At 39.1% G+C, this 17,989-nt stretch carries 17 protein-coding genes; 10 read left to right on the forward strand and 7 right to left on the reverse strand.

Features of this window, described 5'->3' with window-relative positions; genetic code table 11:
- The first annotated feature begins 41 nt into the window (after positions 1–41).
- From SporoP17a_RS13650 to SporoP17a_RS13670, 5 genes are all read left to right on the forward strand, one after another.
- Complete coding sequence (locus tag SporoP17a_RS13650; RefSeq protein WP_156890582.1) at positions 42–596, forward strand: DUF6470 family protein; 555 nt, start codon at positions 42–44, stop codon at positions 594–596.
- Positions 597–675: 79 nt separating this feature from the next.
- Positions 676–1,107 (forward strand): flagellar assembly protein FliW, encoded by a 432-nt coding sequence (gene fliW, locus SporoP17a_RS13655; protein ID WP_083035191.1) that lies wholly within the window; start codon positions 676–678, stop codon positions 1,105–1,107.
- A 1-nt stretch (position 1,108) separates the two neighbouring features.
- The gene (gene csrA / locus SporoP17a_RS13660; RefSeq protein ID WP_083035192.1) at positions 1,109–1,330 is read left to right on the forward strand and encodes a carbon storage regulator CsrA; all 222 of its coding nucleotides are present in this window, start codon (positions 1,109–1,111) and stop codon (positions 1,328–1,330) included.
- 262 nt (positions 1,331–1,592) lie between these two features.
- Positions 1,593–3,011: a flagellin N-terminal helical domain-containing protein gene (locus SporoP17a_RS13665; protein WP_083035193.1), complete on the forward strand. Its 1,419-nt coding sequence runs from the start codon at positions 1,593–1,595 to the stop codon at positions 3,009–3,011.
- Between the two features lie 359 nt (positions 3,012–3,370).
- Positions 3,371–3,469 (forward strand): flagellin, encoded by a 99-nt coding sequence (locus SporoP17a_RS13670; RefSeq protein WP_303046059.1) that lies wholly within the window; start codon positions 3,371–3,373, stop codon positions 3,467–3,469.
- Between the two features lie 429 nt (positions 3,470–3,898).
- Here the strand turns inward: SporoP17a_RS13670 and SporoP17a_RS13675 are convergent, their stop codons facing one another.
- Positions 3,899–5,809, reverse strand: coding sequence for a hypothetical protein (locus tag SporoP17a_RS13675; protein ID WP_083035194.1), 1,911 nt, complete (start codon positions 5,807–5,809; stop codon positions 3,899–3,901).
- Between the two features lie 116 nt (positions 5,810–5,925).
- On the opposite strand from SporoP17a_RS13675, the gene SporoP17a_RS13680 reads away from it, so the two are divergent.
- Positions 5,926–6,153, forward strand: a complete 228-nt coding sequence (locus SporoP17a_RS13680; protein WP_083035195.1) for a hypothetical protein — start codon at positions 5,926–5,928, stop codon at positions 6,151–6,153.
- Positions 6,154–6,521: 368 nt separating this feature from the next.
- Here SporoP17a_RS13680 and SporoP17a_RS17340 read toward each other — a convergent pair whose 3' ends face one another.
- Positions 6,522–7,922, reverse strand: a complete 1,401-nt coding sequence (locus SporoP17a_RS17340) for a DUF4435 domain-containing protein (protein ID WP_083035196.1) — start codon at positions 7,920–7,922, stop codon at positions 6,522–6,524.
- Positions 7,923–8,009: 87 nt separating this feature from the next.
- Between SporoP17a_RS17340 and istA the strand changes: the two genes are divergently transcribed.
- Both istA and istB read left to right on the forward strand, forming a co-directional pair.
- The gene (gene istA, locus SporoP17a_RS13690; protein ID WP_083033520.1) at positions 8,010–9,464 is read left to right on the forward strand and encodes an IS21 family transposase; all 1,455 of its coding nucleotides are present in this window, start codon (positions 8,010–8,012) and stop codon (positions 9,462–9,464) included.
- Positions 9,461–10,186, forward strand: a complete 726-nt coding sequence (gene istB / locus SporoP17a_RS13695; protein WP_083033518.1) for an IS21-like element helper ATPase IstB — start codon at positions 9,461–9,463, stop codon at positions 10,184–10,186. The genes istA and istB overlap by 4 nt, the downstream gene beginning before the upstream one ends.
- Before the next feature lie 46 nt (positions 10,187–10,232).
- Here the strand turns inward: istB and SporoP17a_RS13700 are convergent, their stop codons facing one another.
- Entirely contained in the window at positions 10,233–10,820 is a 588-nt protein-coding gene (locus SporoP17a_RS13700) for a hypothetical protein (RefSeq protein WP_083035197.1), read from the reverse strand.
- 2,235 nt (positions 10,821–13,055) lie between these two features.
- Here SporoP17a_RS13700 and SporoP17a_RS13715 point away from each other — a divergent pair.
- A complete protein-coding gene (locus SporoP17a_RS13715) occupies positions 13,056–13,871 on the forward strand; it encodes a choline kinase family protein (protein ID WP_167693438.1) in 816 nt (271 codons plus the stop codon).
- A gap of 20 nt (positions 13,872–13,891) precedes the next feature.
- Positions 13,892–14,311 (forward strand): PaaI family thioesterase, encoded by a 420-nt coding sequence (locus tag SporoP17a_RS13720; protein WP_083035201.1) that lies wholly within the window; start codon positions 13,892–13,894, stop codon positions 14,309–14,311.
- A 183-nt stretch (positions 14,312–14,494) separates the two neighbouring features.
- Here the strand turns inward: SporoP17a_RS13720 and SporoP17a_RS17170 are convergent, their stop codons facing one another.
- From SporoP17a_RS17170 to pdhA, 4 genes are read right to left on the reverse strand one after another with little or no spacing between them, the layout of a single operon-like run.
- Positions 14,495–14,626: a hypothetical protein gene (locus tag SporoP17a_RS17170; protein WP_257788186.1), complete on the reverse strand. Its 132-nt coding sequence runs from the start codon at positions 14,624–14,626 to the stop codon at positions 14,495–14,497.
- 5 nt (positions 14,627–14,631) lie between these two features.
- Positions 14,632–15,885: a dihydrolipoamide acetyltransferase family protein gene (locus SporoP17a_RS13725; protein WP_083035202.1), complete on the reverse strand. Its 1,254-nt coding sequence runs from the start codon at positions 15,883–15,885 to the stop codon at positions 14,632–14,634.
- 12 nt (positions 15,886–15,897) lie between these two features.
- Positions 15,898–16,920, reverse strand: a complete 1,023-nt coding sequence (locus SporoP17a_RS13730) for an alpha-ketoacid dehydrogenase subunit beta (protein WP_083035203.1) — start codon at positions 16,918–16,920, stop codon at positions 15,898–15,900.
- On the reverse strand, positions 16,920–17,984 hold the full coding sequence (pdhA, locus tag SporoP17a_RS13735) for a pyruvate dehydrogenase (acetyl-transferring) E1 component subunit alpha (RefSeq protein ID WP_083035204.1): 1,065 nt from the start codon (positions 17,982–17,984) through the stop codon (positions 16,920–16,922). Before pdhA ends, SporoP17a_RS13730 begins: the two co-directional genes overlap by 1 nt.
- Positions 17,985–17,989 lie beyond the last annotated feature (5 nt).

Consider the following 17,989-nt stretch of genomic DNA (forward strand, 5'->3'; position numbering starts at 1 on the left):
TCCGCTATTTTTATATAGGAAAGCAAAGGATGGTGACAGACGTGAATATCCCTCAACTGCAAGTCCAGACAACATCAGCCAAGTTAGGCTTACAGATTAATCAACCTATACAAGAAATTGAGCAGCCGAAAGCTACTCTGTCTATCGAACAACCAGCGGCGATTATTGAAATGTCTACCACACCGTCGGAACTTTCACTTGATACGACAGAAAATCGAGCCGCGCTTGATTTGATGAGCATGTTCAGACGAGGAGACGAAGTCGCGCAGTACAGTCAGCAAAAAGTGCAAGAAGGCATTGCGCGTAGAGCACAGGAAGGGATGCAACTCGTGAAAATTGAAAATGGCGGTAATCCCTTAGCCGATATGATTAAACAAAACACAGATCGACCAGTAGCTGAGCTAGGTATCCGCTTTGTAGGAAATCCATTGCAATTAAAAAGAAGCTTTACGCCAAGTCAGTTGAATATGAACGTAACACCACAGAAGCCCATAATAGATGCGCAGATCAACCAACCCATCCATCACTACACGCCAGGGACTGTAACGGTCAATCTGGAGCAACATTCATCTATAGAAATCGATTGGAAAGTGTAACGAAGAATGAACGACAAGTAACTTTGTAATCAATAACGTAATAGTGAACAAGACATTAAGTAGAGGAGCAACGTACAACATGAGAATTGAAACTAAATTTCATGCAACGATCGAAATAGATTCAGCAGACAAGTGGTGTTTTCCAAAAGGAATCCCAGGCTTTGAAAACGAAACTGATTTCGTATTGCTACCGATTGAAGGTAGTGATTCCTTACAAGTATTGCAATCAACGAAGCAGCAAGAAGTGGCATTTATTGTAGCTAACCCTTATACACTGGTAACCGATTATACATTTGAACTAGATTACGCGACGATAGACTTGCTTGAAATTAGTCAGCCAGAAGAGATCATGGTTCTTGGCATCCTATCTATGAAACAGCCCTATCACCAATCGACAATCAACTTGCAGGCTCCATTAATCTTTCAAGTTCGAAATAAAAAAGCCAAACAAATGATTTTGAACGACCCACGCTTCACAGTCAGACACCCACTAGACAAGGGAGGGAACTGACATGCTCGTCTTGTCACGTAAAGTAAATGAAGTCATTCAAATTGCAGATAATATAGAAATTCGGATACTGGAGGTCAAAGGAGACACAGTACGGATTGGCATTGAAGCGCCGAAGTCTATTGAGATTCTTAGGGGAGAGTTAGTTCAGTCGATTACAGAGACGAATCAAGAGGCACTGACGATTGATATGGATCTGTTAAAACAGTTAATGAAAAAAGAATAGTATTTGATTAGTAAAGTATCGCTATAGAAGTTTTGTGGCGATGCTTTTTTATGTGGAAATATGTTTAGACAAACTTAAGACATATGTAAGCTACTTTTTTCTACGGATTTTAAATAACTTGTAAAATATGCTAAACTCTTAACCTACCTATCCGATATTACTAGTGTAAGCGGGAGAAAGAGTACGGCCGGCTCTCTACACCGCCACAAATTCCAGGGACACAAGGATGTGTACCCTACACACACTCAAGGAGGAAATTAACATGAGAATTAATCATAATATTGCGGCGTTGAATACACATCGTCAGTTGAATACTGCTACAACTAATCAATCAAAGTCTATGGAGAAATTGGCTTCAGGTCTTCGTATTAACAAAGCTGGGGACGATGCGGCTGGACTAGCAATTTCTGAGAAAATGCGTGGGCAGATTCGTGGATTAGACCAAGCTTCTAAAAACTCACAAGATGGTATTTCAATGATTGCTACTGCTGAAGGAGCATTAAATGAAACGCATGATATTCTTCAACGCATGCGTGAATTAGCTACACAGGCTTCGAATGATACGAATACAGGAACAGACCGCGGAGAAATTCAAAAGGAAATTAATCAATTAACTTCTGAAATAAACCGAATTGGTAATACTACTGAATTTAACACACAGAAACTATTAAATGGTGGGGACGTACCAGCGGATTTAACAGTTACAGCAACTGGTACTGGTGAAGTAACATTTACTGATGCTGTTAAGGAAGTAACTGGAGAAACGACATTTAAGATAGGTTCAGCTTTATCAAACACTGATGATGTTACCATTGCTGGTGTGGCTTTTACAGCCGCTGCAGGTGCAACTGTTAACGGTGCTGATGATGCTGCTACGCAAACCACAAAGATTGCTGCTGCCTTAGAAGCCGATAGTGGTTTTAATGAGAAATATACACTTACTGATAATAGTGATGGTACATTTACAATTAAGGAAAAGGCAGGAAATGCTACAGGAGCAGCTTTGGTAAGTGGTTCTAATGCTAGTGATGTAACAGAAACTAATAAAGTAGCAAGCAAACAAAAAGCCGACCCTACACTAGAAATTACAGAAGCATTTGTTGCAGGAGATACATTAAAAGTTGGCGATAGAACCTTTACATTTGGTAATGATGATAACTTTGATGTTAATGTTAGTAGTGGAAACGCTAATGATGTAGCTAAACAAACAGATGCACTAGCTGCATTATTAGCAAAAGAAAGTGGTATTGAAAGTACAAAATCTAATGGTTCTGATACTGTTACTATTACACAATCAGGTGGCTCTGGCTTTAAAGCAAGTTTCCAAGTTGGTGCTAATGAAGGACAAAGTATGTCTATTAAAGTTGATGACATGAGAGCAAAAGCACTTGGATTAACTAGCACTGCTGGTGCAGTAGGATTTACTGAAACTAATGCTGTAACTGATGGTACAAATAATGATGATGTTGAATCAGCCCTTGATGTTTCTACGCATGAAAATGCTTCAAAGGCTATTACCGTTATTAATAATGCTATTGAAAAGGTATCAGCACAACGTTCTAATCTTGGTGCATCTCAAAACCGTTTAGAGCACACAATTAACAACTTAAATACATCTTCTGAAAACCTAACTGCTGCGGAATCTCGTATCCGTGACGTTGATTATGCTTTAGCTGCTTAAGCAGTAACAAGCACAGTCGTCCTAGCTGGAAACGGCTAGAGATAATTATCGGGTGAATTGCTGGAAACCCCTAAAACTCACTTCCCTACAACGTAGCTGGAAACGGCAAGCGTGAATGGTTGAAAAGAAGTGAGATTGGGCAATCAGCAGCCAAGCTCCTGTCTCGAAAGAGTGGAGAAGGTTCAACGACTAGGATAGACCATCTAAGGCGAAAGCTATGATGATGAAATCCGTAGGTGAAGCAATGTACATCAGCATTGTGAATCCGAAGTGCCCGACCCCTAACAAATCATGTTGAGGGTGAAGATATAGTCTAGTCATTTATGAAAGTAAATGTTCGCACGATGGCGAAAGAAATGATGAACCAAACTAAGAACTCTATTCTTAGTCAAGCAGCACAAGCAATGTTGGCTCAATCTAATCAAATGCCTCAAGGTGTCTTACAACTCTTGAGATAATGATTTGAAGGGCGTCTTATCTGGTAATGGATAAGAGCATAACTGGGTGAATTGCTGGAACTTCCTAAAGCTTCATCAACCACAACGTAACTGGAAACGGTCAGCGTGAAGGTTTGAAAATGATGAGGATAAAACAATGGATAATCAGCAGCCAAGCTTCTGTGAGGAAACTCTGGAGAAGGTTCAACGACTAGGATATACCGTCTAAGGCTTCACGGCTATGACGATGAAATCCGTAGGACAAGCAACACCGTCCGAAGCGCCCAGCCCCAAACAGGTTATGCTGTGGGTGAAGATATAGTCTAAGCCTATTTGGAGACAATAGGACTACTTGCAAGCGAATCAGCAACCGCAGGGCGTTCTACAACTATTACGTTAATAGGACCCTTTCATTACAAAAAGAGACTTCTTTTGGAAGTCTCTTTTTACTTACATAAAATTTTGATTCCGTAAATCTTGAGTCTTATACACTATCGACCAATAACTACGTCCAAGCTGATCGGCAATATGTTGATTAGAAAAGCCTTTTTGTTTCATATCTATTAATGCTGCTATTTCATCTGATGTATAAGGTCGCATTCTGTCTCTAGAGCTGGTAATGAGTTCATATTCGGGATATTTGTGTAGCCATTTTTGAGTTTCCATATAGAAACGATATGGCCAGTTAGTTTTATAGCTCATTGCAGGGCATGTGATTGTAATAGGTTGAATATCTTGAAGAAACAATAAAGTATCTGCAGTGCGGTTTGTGCGCAAATAATAACCATTTCCATCAGGTAGTTTCGTAAGTGTAAATTCAGCTAGGGTTAAAATTTTGATTTGTACTAAGAGACATTTTAATTCTTCACATGTGAAATTTTGTAGATACAGAGCTATATGAGGAGTGATATATACCTTTTTATTATTGTCATTCACACGGGTAGAAAGCATTAGTGACCCATCATCCATGTAGATAGTGGCTATACTGTGCAAATCGTTCAAATTGGTAAGTCTATTTTTCGGTAGTAGTTTAACTCTCGACTTGCCTTTTTCAGTACCATCATAAAAATCAGCTTCTAACTCACTCCACAGATTATTCACTCTTGAACTAATGATATTGCCTTTTGAGGTGAAATAAAGATATGGCTCGAGTTTCATAACTTTCCAAGCTCGATAATCCTTCTGCTCGATAGAAAAGTGTTCACTGTAATTACTTCTGACCCCTTTAAATTTTGTTTGCATGTGCGTAAGCATGCCATCGCCAATAATAGAACCAAGCATAATATTTTGCTGTGTAGTAGAAAGATCATCCAATGTATTCAGCGTTCGTGGTGATATACAATTCTGTTGATGAAAACACTCTTGCACAATCTCACCTAAAGTTAAACCTGTTGATGCTTGGACGGAACAAAGAACGTCTCGATTTTCTTCCGTCAGGCTCACTTGGTAGCGTTTGGATTCGTTGTCCTCTTGCCTAGCGTAGTTGAATCTTTGAAAGTTCTCTGTTGTTACTGTGATAGAGGAAGCGTATTGCTGAATCATTTGATTGATTTCTTCAGTAGGAGAGGGAATAGATATCTGGTTGGGAAGCCGTATAGTTGTCCGCTTCGCAACGGGTTTGCGAACTTCTACATTCTTAATCTTGTAGGAGAACACAAGGTGGATCCAAGGTTCAACCATACCTAGAAAGTATTTGATTTGCAGTTGGTCGTATAGAATAAGTCTTCGTTGACCGTCTACCGCAAACAGGAAATTGAATTTGATATTTACTACATATTGCAGTAACCGAAGCTCGTGCTCGGTCCATTGCTCGGTGGAGAGAATCAGTTTCTCCAGCGTGCCGTTTTCTTTCACTTTCAAGTGACCGCATTCCTGGTACCACCACGCGAGTGTCTGAGTGGTCATATGCTGTTCAACAAACTCTAGTGGCATGACTTTAGAGCCTTTCCGATACCAATCGCAGTACAATGCTTCAGCAGCACAAGGTGCAGATTCAATCATCACGCGCTCTGTAAAGCCGAATTTACTCCGTGTATCCGTAGTTTGTTCCTTCTTTATAAGAAAGACTGATACATAGGATTGTAACTGTTGATAGCAGGAATGAGCCCATTCACTGTGTTTTATATGGAAAGTGAATCGGAAATATTTGTGGTTAGTTGGAGAAGACATAATACGTCCACTGCCAAGTAGCAATGCGCAGAGCAGACTATTTAATTTTTGATTAGCAGAAGGCAGTGAATTTATCTTCGGGTTGCTGTTCTTACAATTGGTAGTGTATTGTTCCTTTGCCGCTTTACTATCTTCAAGTAAAAAGCCGTGAGATCGTGAATTCGAAGAGTATATCAATTTTCTGATCGTCATAGTAAGCCCTCCAATTAGATAGGAATGTGTGTTCTTATTATATAATGTTAAAGGATAGATTGCTAATTTTAATCTGAAATTAGAATTGTTAGGAAAGTGTAAAGGAGGAACAGCAAATGAAGGATAACTCAGAAGAAATCGAGCGGTTGAAACAACAACTGGAGCAAGTTAAACAGCAGGATCGGATTTTGGAAGAGATAGAGAAGCGGTTGTATAAAATGAGAGAGATAGCGGAGTATGCGTCGAAGTATCGGCTTAGTGGGGGAGAAACGCGGGAGTTGGAGAAGCAGATTGAGGAGCATAGGGTGGCGATTGAGTCGTTGCAGAACTATTTAAGTTCATAAGATAACATATATGGTATTAGCATTTATCATATAAAAAATAAATTAGCCGACTAGATGGCTAATTTAAAAATAATGAAATATTAAGCACCTGTGTGCATTCAAAGATTCGTGCACCTTTCTGAATTTTTCTTGAATTATGTAATGCACAAGTCCGCATAAATAATTTGGATTCTTGATGGATCATTTATAATCCAATCATTTTTTGAAATAAAATAAACCAGCCGACTGTAACAGCTGGTTTAAATATTGATTACATGTGCATTACACAACTTGGAAAGGTTCTAAATAGTGTCAGTGTTATGTGGTGCCCAGGTACTCAAGAAAACGTACAAGAATATGCATAACTATTTATGAATAAGAAAGTGAGTCTATTTAAAAGTAATATGTGAGAAGTAATTCTCTTTGATTAAGTTAGATAATGTCTTATCTAACTTAATTTTATTTTTTGCTTTTTCTTCATATTTACTGTCTAAAAATTTATTCGCCAACCCCTTCGATATACTATTTTTTTGTGGAGATACTTTTAGAAGTTCTCTGTAATCTGAATTCCAGTTAATCTGCTGTAAAATATTTGAAAATGCTTCTTCTATCATAGGAAGATTTAAGTTGTCTAACCATTCCTTAACTTCACTAACCATTTCGTTGCCCGTTTGAAGGTTGTTAATCCTATAGTTTGATAGTTCGTTATCCATATGTTTTTTCAATTTCTGTTGAACTATAGCCTCGTTCTCAATCTCAACTAAATTAAAAAAGTTATCTTTAAATACTTGGATTTTATCTTTCACTTCTTCAGGCATATAAACACCTTCAAGCACACTACACATTACTTCCTCGGTAAATAATATCATCTCTATTTCGTTGAAAGGAAGTGTGAAGATTCCCTCCTCTTCATATGAACTAATTTGTTCCTCGCTCATTAGGTCTGCATCAATAATGCCAAATGCGCTATTATTACTTAATATTGGAGATTTATTGTACGCTCTAGTATATTGAATTACTTGGTTATGTCCATCGACAGGGCAAACAATAACCTCATCTCTAAATACACTGTTATAAATGATATAGTCTAATTTGTCTTTTTTTCCTTCACAAAAAAGTATCGGTTTCCTAGCACCTAGTATTTCTGAAAGAAGTTCTTTGGGAAACATTCTGGATAATTCATCCTCATATTCTAGGTTTTTAATATCCCACTTATCAGGGTATGTATAACTTTTACACCAAAGTAAATCTGCGTTTGATCTTGTGACTATAAAATCAATTACATGTGAAATATATATAAATCTGCAATCTCTTCTATAGCTCTCTAAGGTGTCCCACAGCCTATTAAAGTTCGAGGCATTTAAAAATGTTTCCGGCTCATCCACTACAATAAAGCTATTTTCTTCTGCAAGCAAAATCTGACAAATGTAATAGAGGATTGCCTTTTCTCCATCACTCATTGCATTTAGCGAATATTGTTGGTTATTTTTCATAGGGATAAGCGTTCGGTTAGTGGTGTCCATTTCAAAAATAATATCTGGTATTAGATTTTTCCATAAACTATTTAATTTAGATAAAATAGTGTTGTTTTTGGATTCATTATCTATCACTTCAGAATTAATAATCGAGTGCTCTTCTTTAATTTGCTCGTTAACCACTACTGTTATTAATTTAGAAAATAGCTGGGAAAGTTCTTTCATAAACTGGCCAACTTCGTAGTCGTTATTACTATTGTGTAGTGCAAGATAGAAGTACAGAGTTTTGAAAGGAATAAGTACATAACGCTGCAATTGTAAAATAATAATAAAAGGCTTGCCAGCCTTCCAAAATTTCTCTACTGTATTGGTGTCGAATCAAATCAGTGGAGGTTGAGAGGAATGCTGGCAATGCCTGAAATCAATTGTATCAAATTAATGAGGAATCAGAAATCATTATCTATAAATCACATAGCAAAAACGTTACATCTTAATTGGAGAACTGTTAAAAAGTATGCGGATGAAGACCAACTGCCTCAAGAGAAAGTGTTGAAAAGATCCGGTATGATGTACGAAGAAAAATGGGGAGAAATTGTTAGTGATTGGCTTTGGGAAGATCAAAAGCTAAAGAGAAAGAAACGGAGAACAAACCAAGGGATCTTTACTGGGCTACAAGCTCTAGGATTCAAAGGTTCCTATCGGACCGTATCGTACTTTATTAAAGAGTGGCGAGAAAGTAGAGAAAATATTGAAGATGAAACTACAGATAAAAACTATGAGCGTCTTATACATCCGCCTGCAGAAGCGCAGTTAGATTTCGGGTTAATGGAAGCTGTACAAGATGGTAAGTATCGTGATATTCACTGTTTAATTATGACCCTACCGTTCAGTAATGATGCCTATTCAATTCCGTTGCCATCAGAAAATCAAGAATGTCTTCTCTATGGACTCAAGAAAATATTTCAGCAGCTAGGTGGCGTACCAAGAAAAATCCGAATCGACAACATGGTAACCGCTGTCACTAAACCAAGAAATAAACACGAAGAAACTGTGTTTGCAAATGAATTCTTACAGTTTGCGAATCATTACGGATTCGAACCTCAAGCCTGTAATCCGTATTCAGGACACGAGAAAGGAAATGTAGAAAATAAAGTTGGCTATGTTCGATATAACTTCATCACGCCCGCACCAGTTATAGAGAACTTGGAACATCTGACGAACTTATTGCAGCAAAAGCATACAAAAGATCGAGAACGAATTCATTATGAGAAGAAAATCTCGATACAAAAACTTTTGGAGGAAGAATTTGAATATTTATTGGCTCTACCAGATGAAGAATTCCCCGTGTTTAAAGAGAGTAAGGTTCAGTCTAATAAGTATGGTGAAATCACTTTAGATAAAGTGAGAGTCTATATTCCAAGAGGAAATAACTATCCATCCTTATCTATTGTGAAATATTGGAACCGATTCAAAGTACTATCTCCTCACGGAGAGATTCTATATGAAGACAACCGTCCTTATATGCATAAGAATCGTGAGATTCCCTGGCAATCAATCTTAAAATCTTGGTTAAGTAAACCGCGTGCAGTAAGCTATTCACGGTTCTCTCCGTATCTTCCAGGTCGTATTTATGAATACATCAATATCTCAAATCTGACGATTCGTAAAGAACGTTTACATTGGTTAATAGCGCTATTAGCAACTCATAATATGAACCAAATCAATGATGAATTCTACGACCTCTTGAGTGGCCAATCTGAAGTCTTAAAAGAACCTGAAGAGCATCCTTATGATGTTAATTGGAGTATGTATGATCAGTTACAAAGTACGTCACAGATTGAAGGTGAAACTCGATGACTTCTAATCTGAAAAGTATTTGTAAAACATTACGCTTGGCTTATGTGAATGAGATTTACGAAGATATCCCTTTCGAGAATCCTACTCAATTTTTAGATGAGTTGTTTCAAAAGGAACTTCAATTCCGAGAGGAAGCAAAATCAGAACGTTTAATAAAGAAAGCTAAATTTACTCAGAAGAAGTCACTTTCTTCATTTCAATGGAATGAACAAATTCATTTTCCAGCACACATTGATAGTGAGGAACTATGTAAGGTAGACTTTATCGGTCGTAGAGAGAACTTGATATTAACTGGAGCACCAGGTACAGGGAAAACACATCTCGCAACTGGCATAGGTTATGAGGCTTGTAAGCGTGGATTAGAAGTACGCTTTTACAGAGTTTCTGATCTCGCTGAATCATTGGAAAAAGCATGGCGCGACGGCAAATTAGCGCAGTTTAGAGGTCGATTCAAAAGTGTGGATTTAATTATTTTAGATGAGATGGGATACGTACCCTTCAACAAAGAAGGAGCTGAGCTCCTTTTCCAACTTATTTCAGATTGGTACGAACAGAAAAGCTTGATTATCACGTCAAACCTGGAGTTTAGTCAATGGAATCGTGTATTTAGTGATTCTAGACTAACTGCCGCATTAGTAGATCGTGTGATCCATCATGCTCACATTTTGAATTTTACTGGAGATAGTTTCAGAGTTACAAACGCTTTATCGCGACAAAGATAAAAACTAAATTGAAGGCTGGCAAGCTTGTGTATTTTTCATTGCAAACTTATGCACTTTCTTCTTGCAAAACACAACTATATTGAAATCTTCCTCGTTTTATAAAGTTATCTTTCTGTATATCATTAATTACTTCTTTATGAGTTAAATGGAGTAAATTAATCATCTTATCATAAAATAAAAATTTTTGTGCAGGAACTACTACAATGTTAATCGACATGGAATCTTTTAAATAGCTAGCAAATGATGACTTTCCAACTCCGTTGCCTCCAACTAATATTACATTCTTATCGTTGATCAAAGACAAATAATCCAAGCGCTTGATTTCTGCTAATAAAGATAATGAGTTACTTAAAAATAACTCATACTTTTTTATGGAATCAGGATAATATGCAGAGGATAAATCATTAAAAATATTAAAAAATTGATTTGTAATTCCAGTTTTTAAAGCAGATAATTGTTCAGTAATATCTTTATTATTAAGACTTAATTCATTAATTTTTTCAATCGCTGTCCTTAAAGTACCTTGCAATTCAACAACTATATCCGACTGTTTAAGTTTGGTTTCCTCGATATTATTTATTTCATTAATAACGTTTCCTAAAATAATTACTATCTCGTTAATTTCTAATTCCATTTTAAATTCTCCTCACAAAAATTAGTTAGTAAAATCTTGTACTGTATTCACGTCAAATCAGTAGGTAGTTAAAATGAATGCCAATAATGCTAGACATAATGAAATGGTGTCTGTATAAAAAAACTAAGGTGATTTTTGTTGTATACATTATTATTAAACAGTTATGAATTTTTAGTGAAAAGGTGCTATTAAAAAACTTTTAAAAAGGCCATAAGTTCGAACGCTGGCTGAGAACATCAAGTATCCAATTTTCATAGTGAGCACCTATAATATAAAGAATATATGTTCTTATTATATAATATTTGGGAATAAATAGCTATTTATAAACTAATATAAGAACTAACATACAGGTTTAATGGAGCGGCAAGTAAAGTGGAACTCAGAAGAAATCGAGCGAAAGAACACGTACTGTGTGCAACACACATATCAGACACCCTTCTGAATATTTCTCGAGTTTTGTGTTGCACAGGAGAACTCACTTTTAAGAAATTACAGGATATGCATTAAAGTATCATCTTAGTAGGGAAGAAACACGGCAGTTGGAGAAAAAATAGTGGACCTTCAGGCAGCTATTGAATCGTTGCAGAATTATTTGGGTTTTGATTCTTGAGTGGAAGGTACCTATGTGGAAAACTGACATTAATGTTATGACAAACGCAATAGTTCAAACACTCATGAAAGTTTGGTGCACAGCGTTTAATGTGAAATAAGTCAAGCACTATGTTAAACGATTTTTGACCGCACGAAACCCAAGCTTCATATTGATACTTTTTGAAACTAATTAGAACACGCACTTGTGCATCATAAAACTCAGGCACTACTCTGAATTGTTCTTGAGTTGTGTGATGCACAGGTAAACAAGATATTAACTAATAGAAGATCAAACACCAGATGTTATTGAGGAAATTAATATTAGTGATGATAATGGGGAAATTAGCATATATGAGATAGACCAGTTATATGAAAGGCATTCTGATTGGTTGTGTAATACATAATACACACAGTTCAGGCACTTAATAGAAGTAACTGTATAAAACTACTATGATTGCTTACTAGCGTCGCGTAAATGAGTTCAAAACGTTTCGTCTACGCCTTTCTTGGCACAAGAAAAAAATTAGAACACGCTGTGCACCACACAATTCAGACGCTATTCTAAAAAGTTCTGGAGTTGTGTGATGCACAGGTGAACTCATTAAGACTAGAAAAAACATGCGCTTCTTCAATAGTCTTAAACCGTCTCCCAGTGTTAGTAAAATATAAATATAGCTATAACAGTCAATATAATAATCACAGGTACTGATAAAACATAAATCCACAGCAAATTGGAAAAAGATTTTTTGCTGTTGTACTTTTTATTCTTAGAATCCGTACTGGAATTAGCAATAGAGAGAGTCAAAATCAGTCCGACAACCAAAACAATAATAACGAGAATCATGGCTACGATAAGGCCCAAGTTGATGATGTCCTCCTTTTAAAAAATAAATTCCTATTTTCCATACGCTACAATCATATCACATATAACATTTTCGAAGACCATCCAATTAGGGGTTATTTAAACCAATCACTTTTATGTAACAGTTGTTACATAAAAGTGGTTGGTTGCAGGTTATGGGATCGTTAGAATTATGTTTCATAGTGTAGCCTACCTATTATATGAGATACCGGTTGACTCATTATTGGACGTGGCACCCATCCGACATGAGATGACTGTCGACCCACAATGGAACGTTGTGTTGTATCACACTGGTACGATGGCGTATCCCACTTTGGGAAAGCCAATAACCAAAGAACTTAAAAGAACTTTAAATATAAAGAATAAGACCATTGTCGAGATGAATCTCGACGTCGCACAATTAGTTATAAACTAGTTGCATAACGAAACGGGAAACCAGTTCAATCCCCGAGTACCTACTACGCATAAATTCATTCGCGGTCGCATTGTTTGTACTCCTGTATAAGTAAAACCCCACCACATACAATCCATCTCCAAATTACATGTATCCTTTTTGAAAAAAAGCTCTATATGAAGAGTGAAAGGTGACACCAAATAGAATCAACACAAGTACGCTAAAATAATTCTTCGCTAGAATGTGTCAGTCTATCTCATCTGTTTTAAATATTTTCGTGTACTCGCAATAGTTTGTATTCACTTCATATCTGATATAATTAAACTCCATACGAAAATCTATTAGCAGATCGGCAAGCATACAATATGAAAAACAAAGGAGCGAAAAAGTGTATCTAATTCAAGAACTATCCTACATAAAAAGACTAGGCGGACTCACTAACCTGAACTTCCTCGTCGCTCACAAAGGACAAAAATACGTCTTACGTTTTCCAGCGCATGAGTTTGAAGACATTATTAACCGCCAGCATGAAAAAGAAAACCAACGAATTGCGGCTGAAATTGGAGTAACGGTTGGCAATGTGGTGTTTACCGATGAAGGCATTAAAATGACTCCGTATTATGATGAGACAGCTAATTTAACGCGAGAGTTGATTGTGACGGAAGAGTATTTGGAGAAGATTGCAGGTGTGTTGGCAACGCTTCATTCGTCGAAACAGGAGTTTCCGAATCGTTTTGATTATTGGGACGAGGTGGAGAAGTATAAGATTGCGTTGGCGGAAATCCCTTCGCTGTATGTGTTGCTGGAAGAGCGGTTGCGGAATTTGACGCAAGGGGAGCGACAGGAGTATGTGCCGTGTCATATGGATTCGGTGACGGGTAACTTTATACAGAATGATGCCAAGCAGTTGCTGTTGATCGACTGGGAGTACAGTGCGAATTATTTGCCGGAATGGGATTTGGCTGCGTTTATTTTGGAACGTGAGTTGAGTGAGGAGCAAGAGCAAGTGTTACTCGACTATTACGGTTTGCCAGCTGATTCGAAACAGTCGCTGGATTTGCAAAAGTTGAAGTCAGATTTTCTCTGGTCGTTATGGTCGCTCGTTAAAGAACTGGAAGATCCTTCGTTTGAACAGTATACTGCGAAGCGGACAGAGCGTTTGATTGAAGGGTTGGAGCAATATTACCGTGTGTATGGGAATTAGGGAAAGGAGTGAATGAATATATGACACAGCCAAAAACAGTGAATTTGATGGAGGTAGTAAAAGGGGAAGCGACACCGCCGAATTGTGATGGAACCTTGCAGATTGAAGTATTGTCAGCGGAGGATGGAGTGGCCCGTGGTGTTTGGACAGTGGACGAGAAGTTCATGAACGGAAACGGAGTGTCGATGGGTGGATTTTTAACATCCGCAGCAGATATTATGATAGCTTATGCAGTGGCTTCCAAAATAACCGAAGATCAGACATTTGCTTCTGTGGATATACATACGACGTTTCACCGACCTGTATTCGCAGGAACTGTGCAAGTAGAAGCGCGTGTAGAACGGCTTGGACGCAAGATGGCATATGTAGTGGCTAGTCTGTTTCAACAGGATAAGAAAGTCGGGGACGTCGTTTCTTCTGTAATGATCTTGACTAAGTAAGTCGAGCAAGTGCTACAAATAGAAGTCAACATTGCCATTATGTACAGATTGTGTGAGCAGCTTTGCGGCTTCATGAAAACGGTTACTAAAAATCTTTTCCTATAATAGGGGAAGATTTTTTATTTGTGAAGTAAATGAAATAGGACATGGAAAAACCCGGTTAATGTAAACCGGGTTAAGGCATTAATTCATTGTCGGTGCCATGTGGATCACTAATCTAGCCAAGCCTTCAACAGCTTCTACTAGTGATTCGTTACTACTGGGACGTGCATAATTCGGGAAAGTGAAATCTGCCGCACGCATTACAATTTCCATACCGATTATATCAACTCCAGCCAAAGCTTTTTAGGATGTTCAATCAAATCTGCAAAGCGGTTTGTAAAGGCTACCGCTGTTGCACCGTCTGCTACTCGGTGGTCAAATGACATGGAAATATTCATCATCGAGCGGATCGCAATTTCGTCTTCATCCGTGACGACTGCACATTTCTTTGTCTTATGGAATGCGATAATCGCTGTTTCAGGGTGATTGATAATGGGCGTCGCACCTGTACTTCCGAGGGGTCCGACGTTCGTGATCGTCATAGTGCCGCCACGCATTTCATTACCTGACAATGTACCGAGCCGTGCTTTTTCATTCAGCTCTTTCATTTCATTGTGGACTTCTAGCAATGTTTTCTTGTGAGCATTTTTCAAAACCGGCACAATGAGTCCGAGTGTTGAATCGACAGCAAGTCCGATATGATAATCTTTTTCCAAAATGATGACTCCATTTTCTTCATCGAGCTTAGCGTTGAAAATGGGGAAGTCTTTCAAGGCAACGACTAGTGCTTTGATGAAAAATGCGACTGCGGAAACAGAGACACCGTCTGCTTTTAATTCCTGGCGCAGCGCAAGGAGATTCGTCATATCGATTTCCTCGAAATGTGTAACATGCGGAATGGTCGTCAGTGAGTGTGTCATTTTCTTCGCAATTTGCTTGCGGATGCCTGTGAAAGGAATGGTCTCCGCTTCTGCCGGTATCGATGCTACTTTATCCGCAGGGGAGGGGGAAGCAGGTTGCACAGTATCCGTTGTCGCAGTTTCCTGTGACTCGGAAATCTGGTTGCTTACCGTCTCCATAAAGTGGTACACGTCCTGTTCTAATATACGGCCTGCAGGACCTGTTCCGTTGACAAGTGTAATGTCGACATCGTTTTCTCTGGCAATTTTCCGTGTGTACGGAGCTGCCTTGATCCGGTGTGGTCCTTTGATTTTCGTTGCAATCGATGTAGCCTGATTTGCGGGTACCGTCTCGGCAGTAGCGATGGCGGTTTCTTGTTCCGCTCGTCCTGAATGGTTTTCCGCTTCTATTAGTAAGATCGTCGTACCTACTTCTACAGTAGAAGTAGTATCGATTAATAGTTCTCTTACAATTCCAGTTGTGGGTGACGGTAATTCCGCCACCATTTTATCCGTCTGTACTTCTACAAGTGCTTGATCAGCAACAACGGAGTCGCCGGGCTTCACGAAGTAGTGAAGAATCTCGGCTTCTGTCATTCCTTCTCCTATATCATGCAGTTTCACTTCTAACAATGTAAGACCCCCTTAGAATGTATACACTTTTTCGATTGCTTCTCCTATCCGTTTAGGAGTCGGAAGATAATCATCTTCCAGTGCGAAGAAGGGCACAGGTACATCAAATCCTGTGACTTTTTCAATCGGTGCTTTCATATATAAGAATGAAGTTTTATTGATAATAGAAAGAATATCGTTTCCGACGCCTGTCGTTTCATGTGATTCGTGCACCACTACTACGCGGCCGGTTTTTTGTACGGATTCTGCGATGATATCTTGATCTAATGGAAATAGAGTGCGCATATCAATGAAGTCACACTGAATTCCTTTTGCCTTCGCTTTTTCAACCGCTTTCTTCGCAACAGGCACCATAGCGCCCCAAGTGATGACGGTTACATCATCACCTTCAGTAATTTTCTTCCCTTTTCCAATTTCGACTTCATACATTCCTTCTGGAACATCTTCACGGAACGCGCGGTATAAACGCATCGGCTCCATGAACAAAACCGGGTCGGGATCTTTAATCGCTGCGATTAGTAAACCTTTAGCGTCGGCAGGGGATGAAGGGCAGACGACTTTAATGCCTGGCATATGTGTAAAGAGAGATTCGGGACTGTCTGAATGAATTTCTGGTGCGCGCACTCCCGCCCCGTACGGCGCACGAATCACCATTGGCACTGTATACTTGCTCATTGTCCGCATTCTGACACGGCTCACATGCGTTGCGATTTGTTCGTATGCCGGATAGACAAAACCGAGAAATTGTATTTCCACGACCGGAATCATTCCGTTCACTGCCAGCCCGACAGAGGAGCCGACAATGCCAGCTTCACTTAACGGTGTGTCAATGACACGGTCTTCGCCGAACTTTTCTTGCAGGCCTTCGGTTGCGCGGAATACACCGCCATTTTTTCCGATGTCTTCACCGAGCAGCATGACGCGGTTGTCTTCAGCGAGCATCGTGCCGAGTGCATCTGTCACAGCCTGCACTAGCGTTAATGAACGTGTCGTTTTACTAGTTTCAACAGTTGACTTTTCAGCGACTGGATTCATTACTGATCACTCCTAACGGATTGTAGATACTGTTCTTTCTGCTCCCGTAATGGCCATGGCATTTCTGCAAATACATGGTCGAATAAATCTTCTACATTCGCTTTAGGGAAGTTCTCCATTTCCACGATTGCTTCTTCGATTTCCTCGTTGATCTGCGTACTGATTTCTTGCACCCACTTGTCTTCCCAGTAATTTTGTTCTTTCATGAAGCGTTCTAAGCGCAATAGGGGATCTAGTTGGTCACGTGTGGCATCCACTTCGTTTTGGTCGCGGTATTTTGTCGGATCGTCAGCTGTTGTATGCGCACCGAACCGCTGGGTAACGGCTTCGATTAAAGTCGGTCCGTCACCGTTTCTCGCTCTGTCGAATGCCTTTTTTGTTTCAAAATACACGGCGAAAATATCGTTCCCATCAATACGGATGCCAGGCATGCCGTATGCAACACTTTTTTGAGCGATGGTTTTCGAGTTCATTTGCTTCTCGATTGGCACCGAGATGGCATATCCATTGTTCTGGTTAAAGAACACAACTGGTAACTTAAAGACGCTAGCAAAGTTCATGCCTTCGTGGAAGTCGCCTTCAGATGTAGCTCCGTCACCAAAATAGGTGATAGAAACATTTTTATTGCCTTTACGCTTATCTGCCCACGCAGCACCTGTTGCATGCGGAAGCTGTGTGGCAATGGGAACCGCTGGAGGGAAGATATTGCGGTTGGGATGCAGATTACCTTCTGCGCGCCCGTTCCAGTACAGCAGCACTTTTGGCATATTTGCACCGAACGTCAATATAGCACCGTGATCACGATAGGTTGGAAACACCCAGTCATCTTTTTTCAAAGACAGAGCGCTTCCAACTTGTGCAGCCTCCTGCCCTTCAAAAAGGGCATACGTACCGAGGCGACCTTGACGTTGCAGGCTCTTCGCTTTGCGGTCGAACGTTCGGATACGCAGCATATTATAGTAAAATGAATGAACTAATTCGGCTGTTAGATCTTCTTTAATCGAGTCATCCGTAAACTTACCTTCTTCATTTACATATTGTGTAATTGGATATAATTCTTCCATGAATC

This window comes from Sporosarcina ureae, from assembly GCF_002082015.1.
GTDB classification, from domain to species: Bacteria; Bacillota; Bacilli; order Bacillales_A; family Planococcaceae; genus Sporosarcina; species Sporosarcina ureae_A.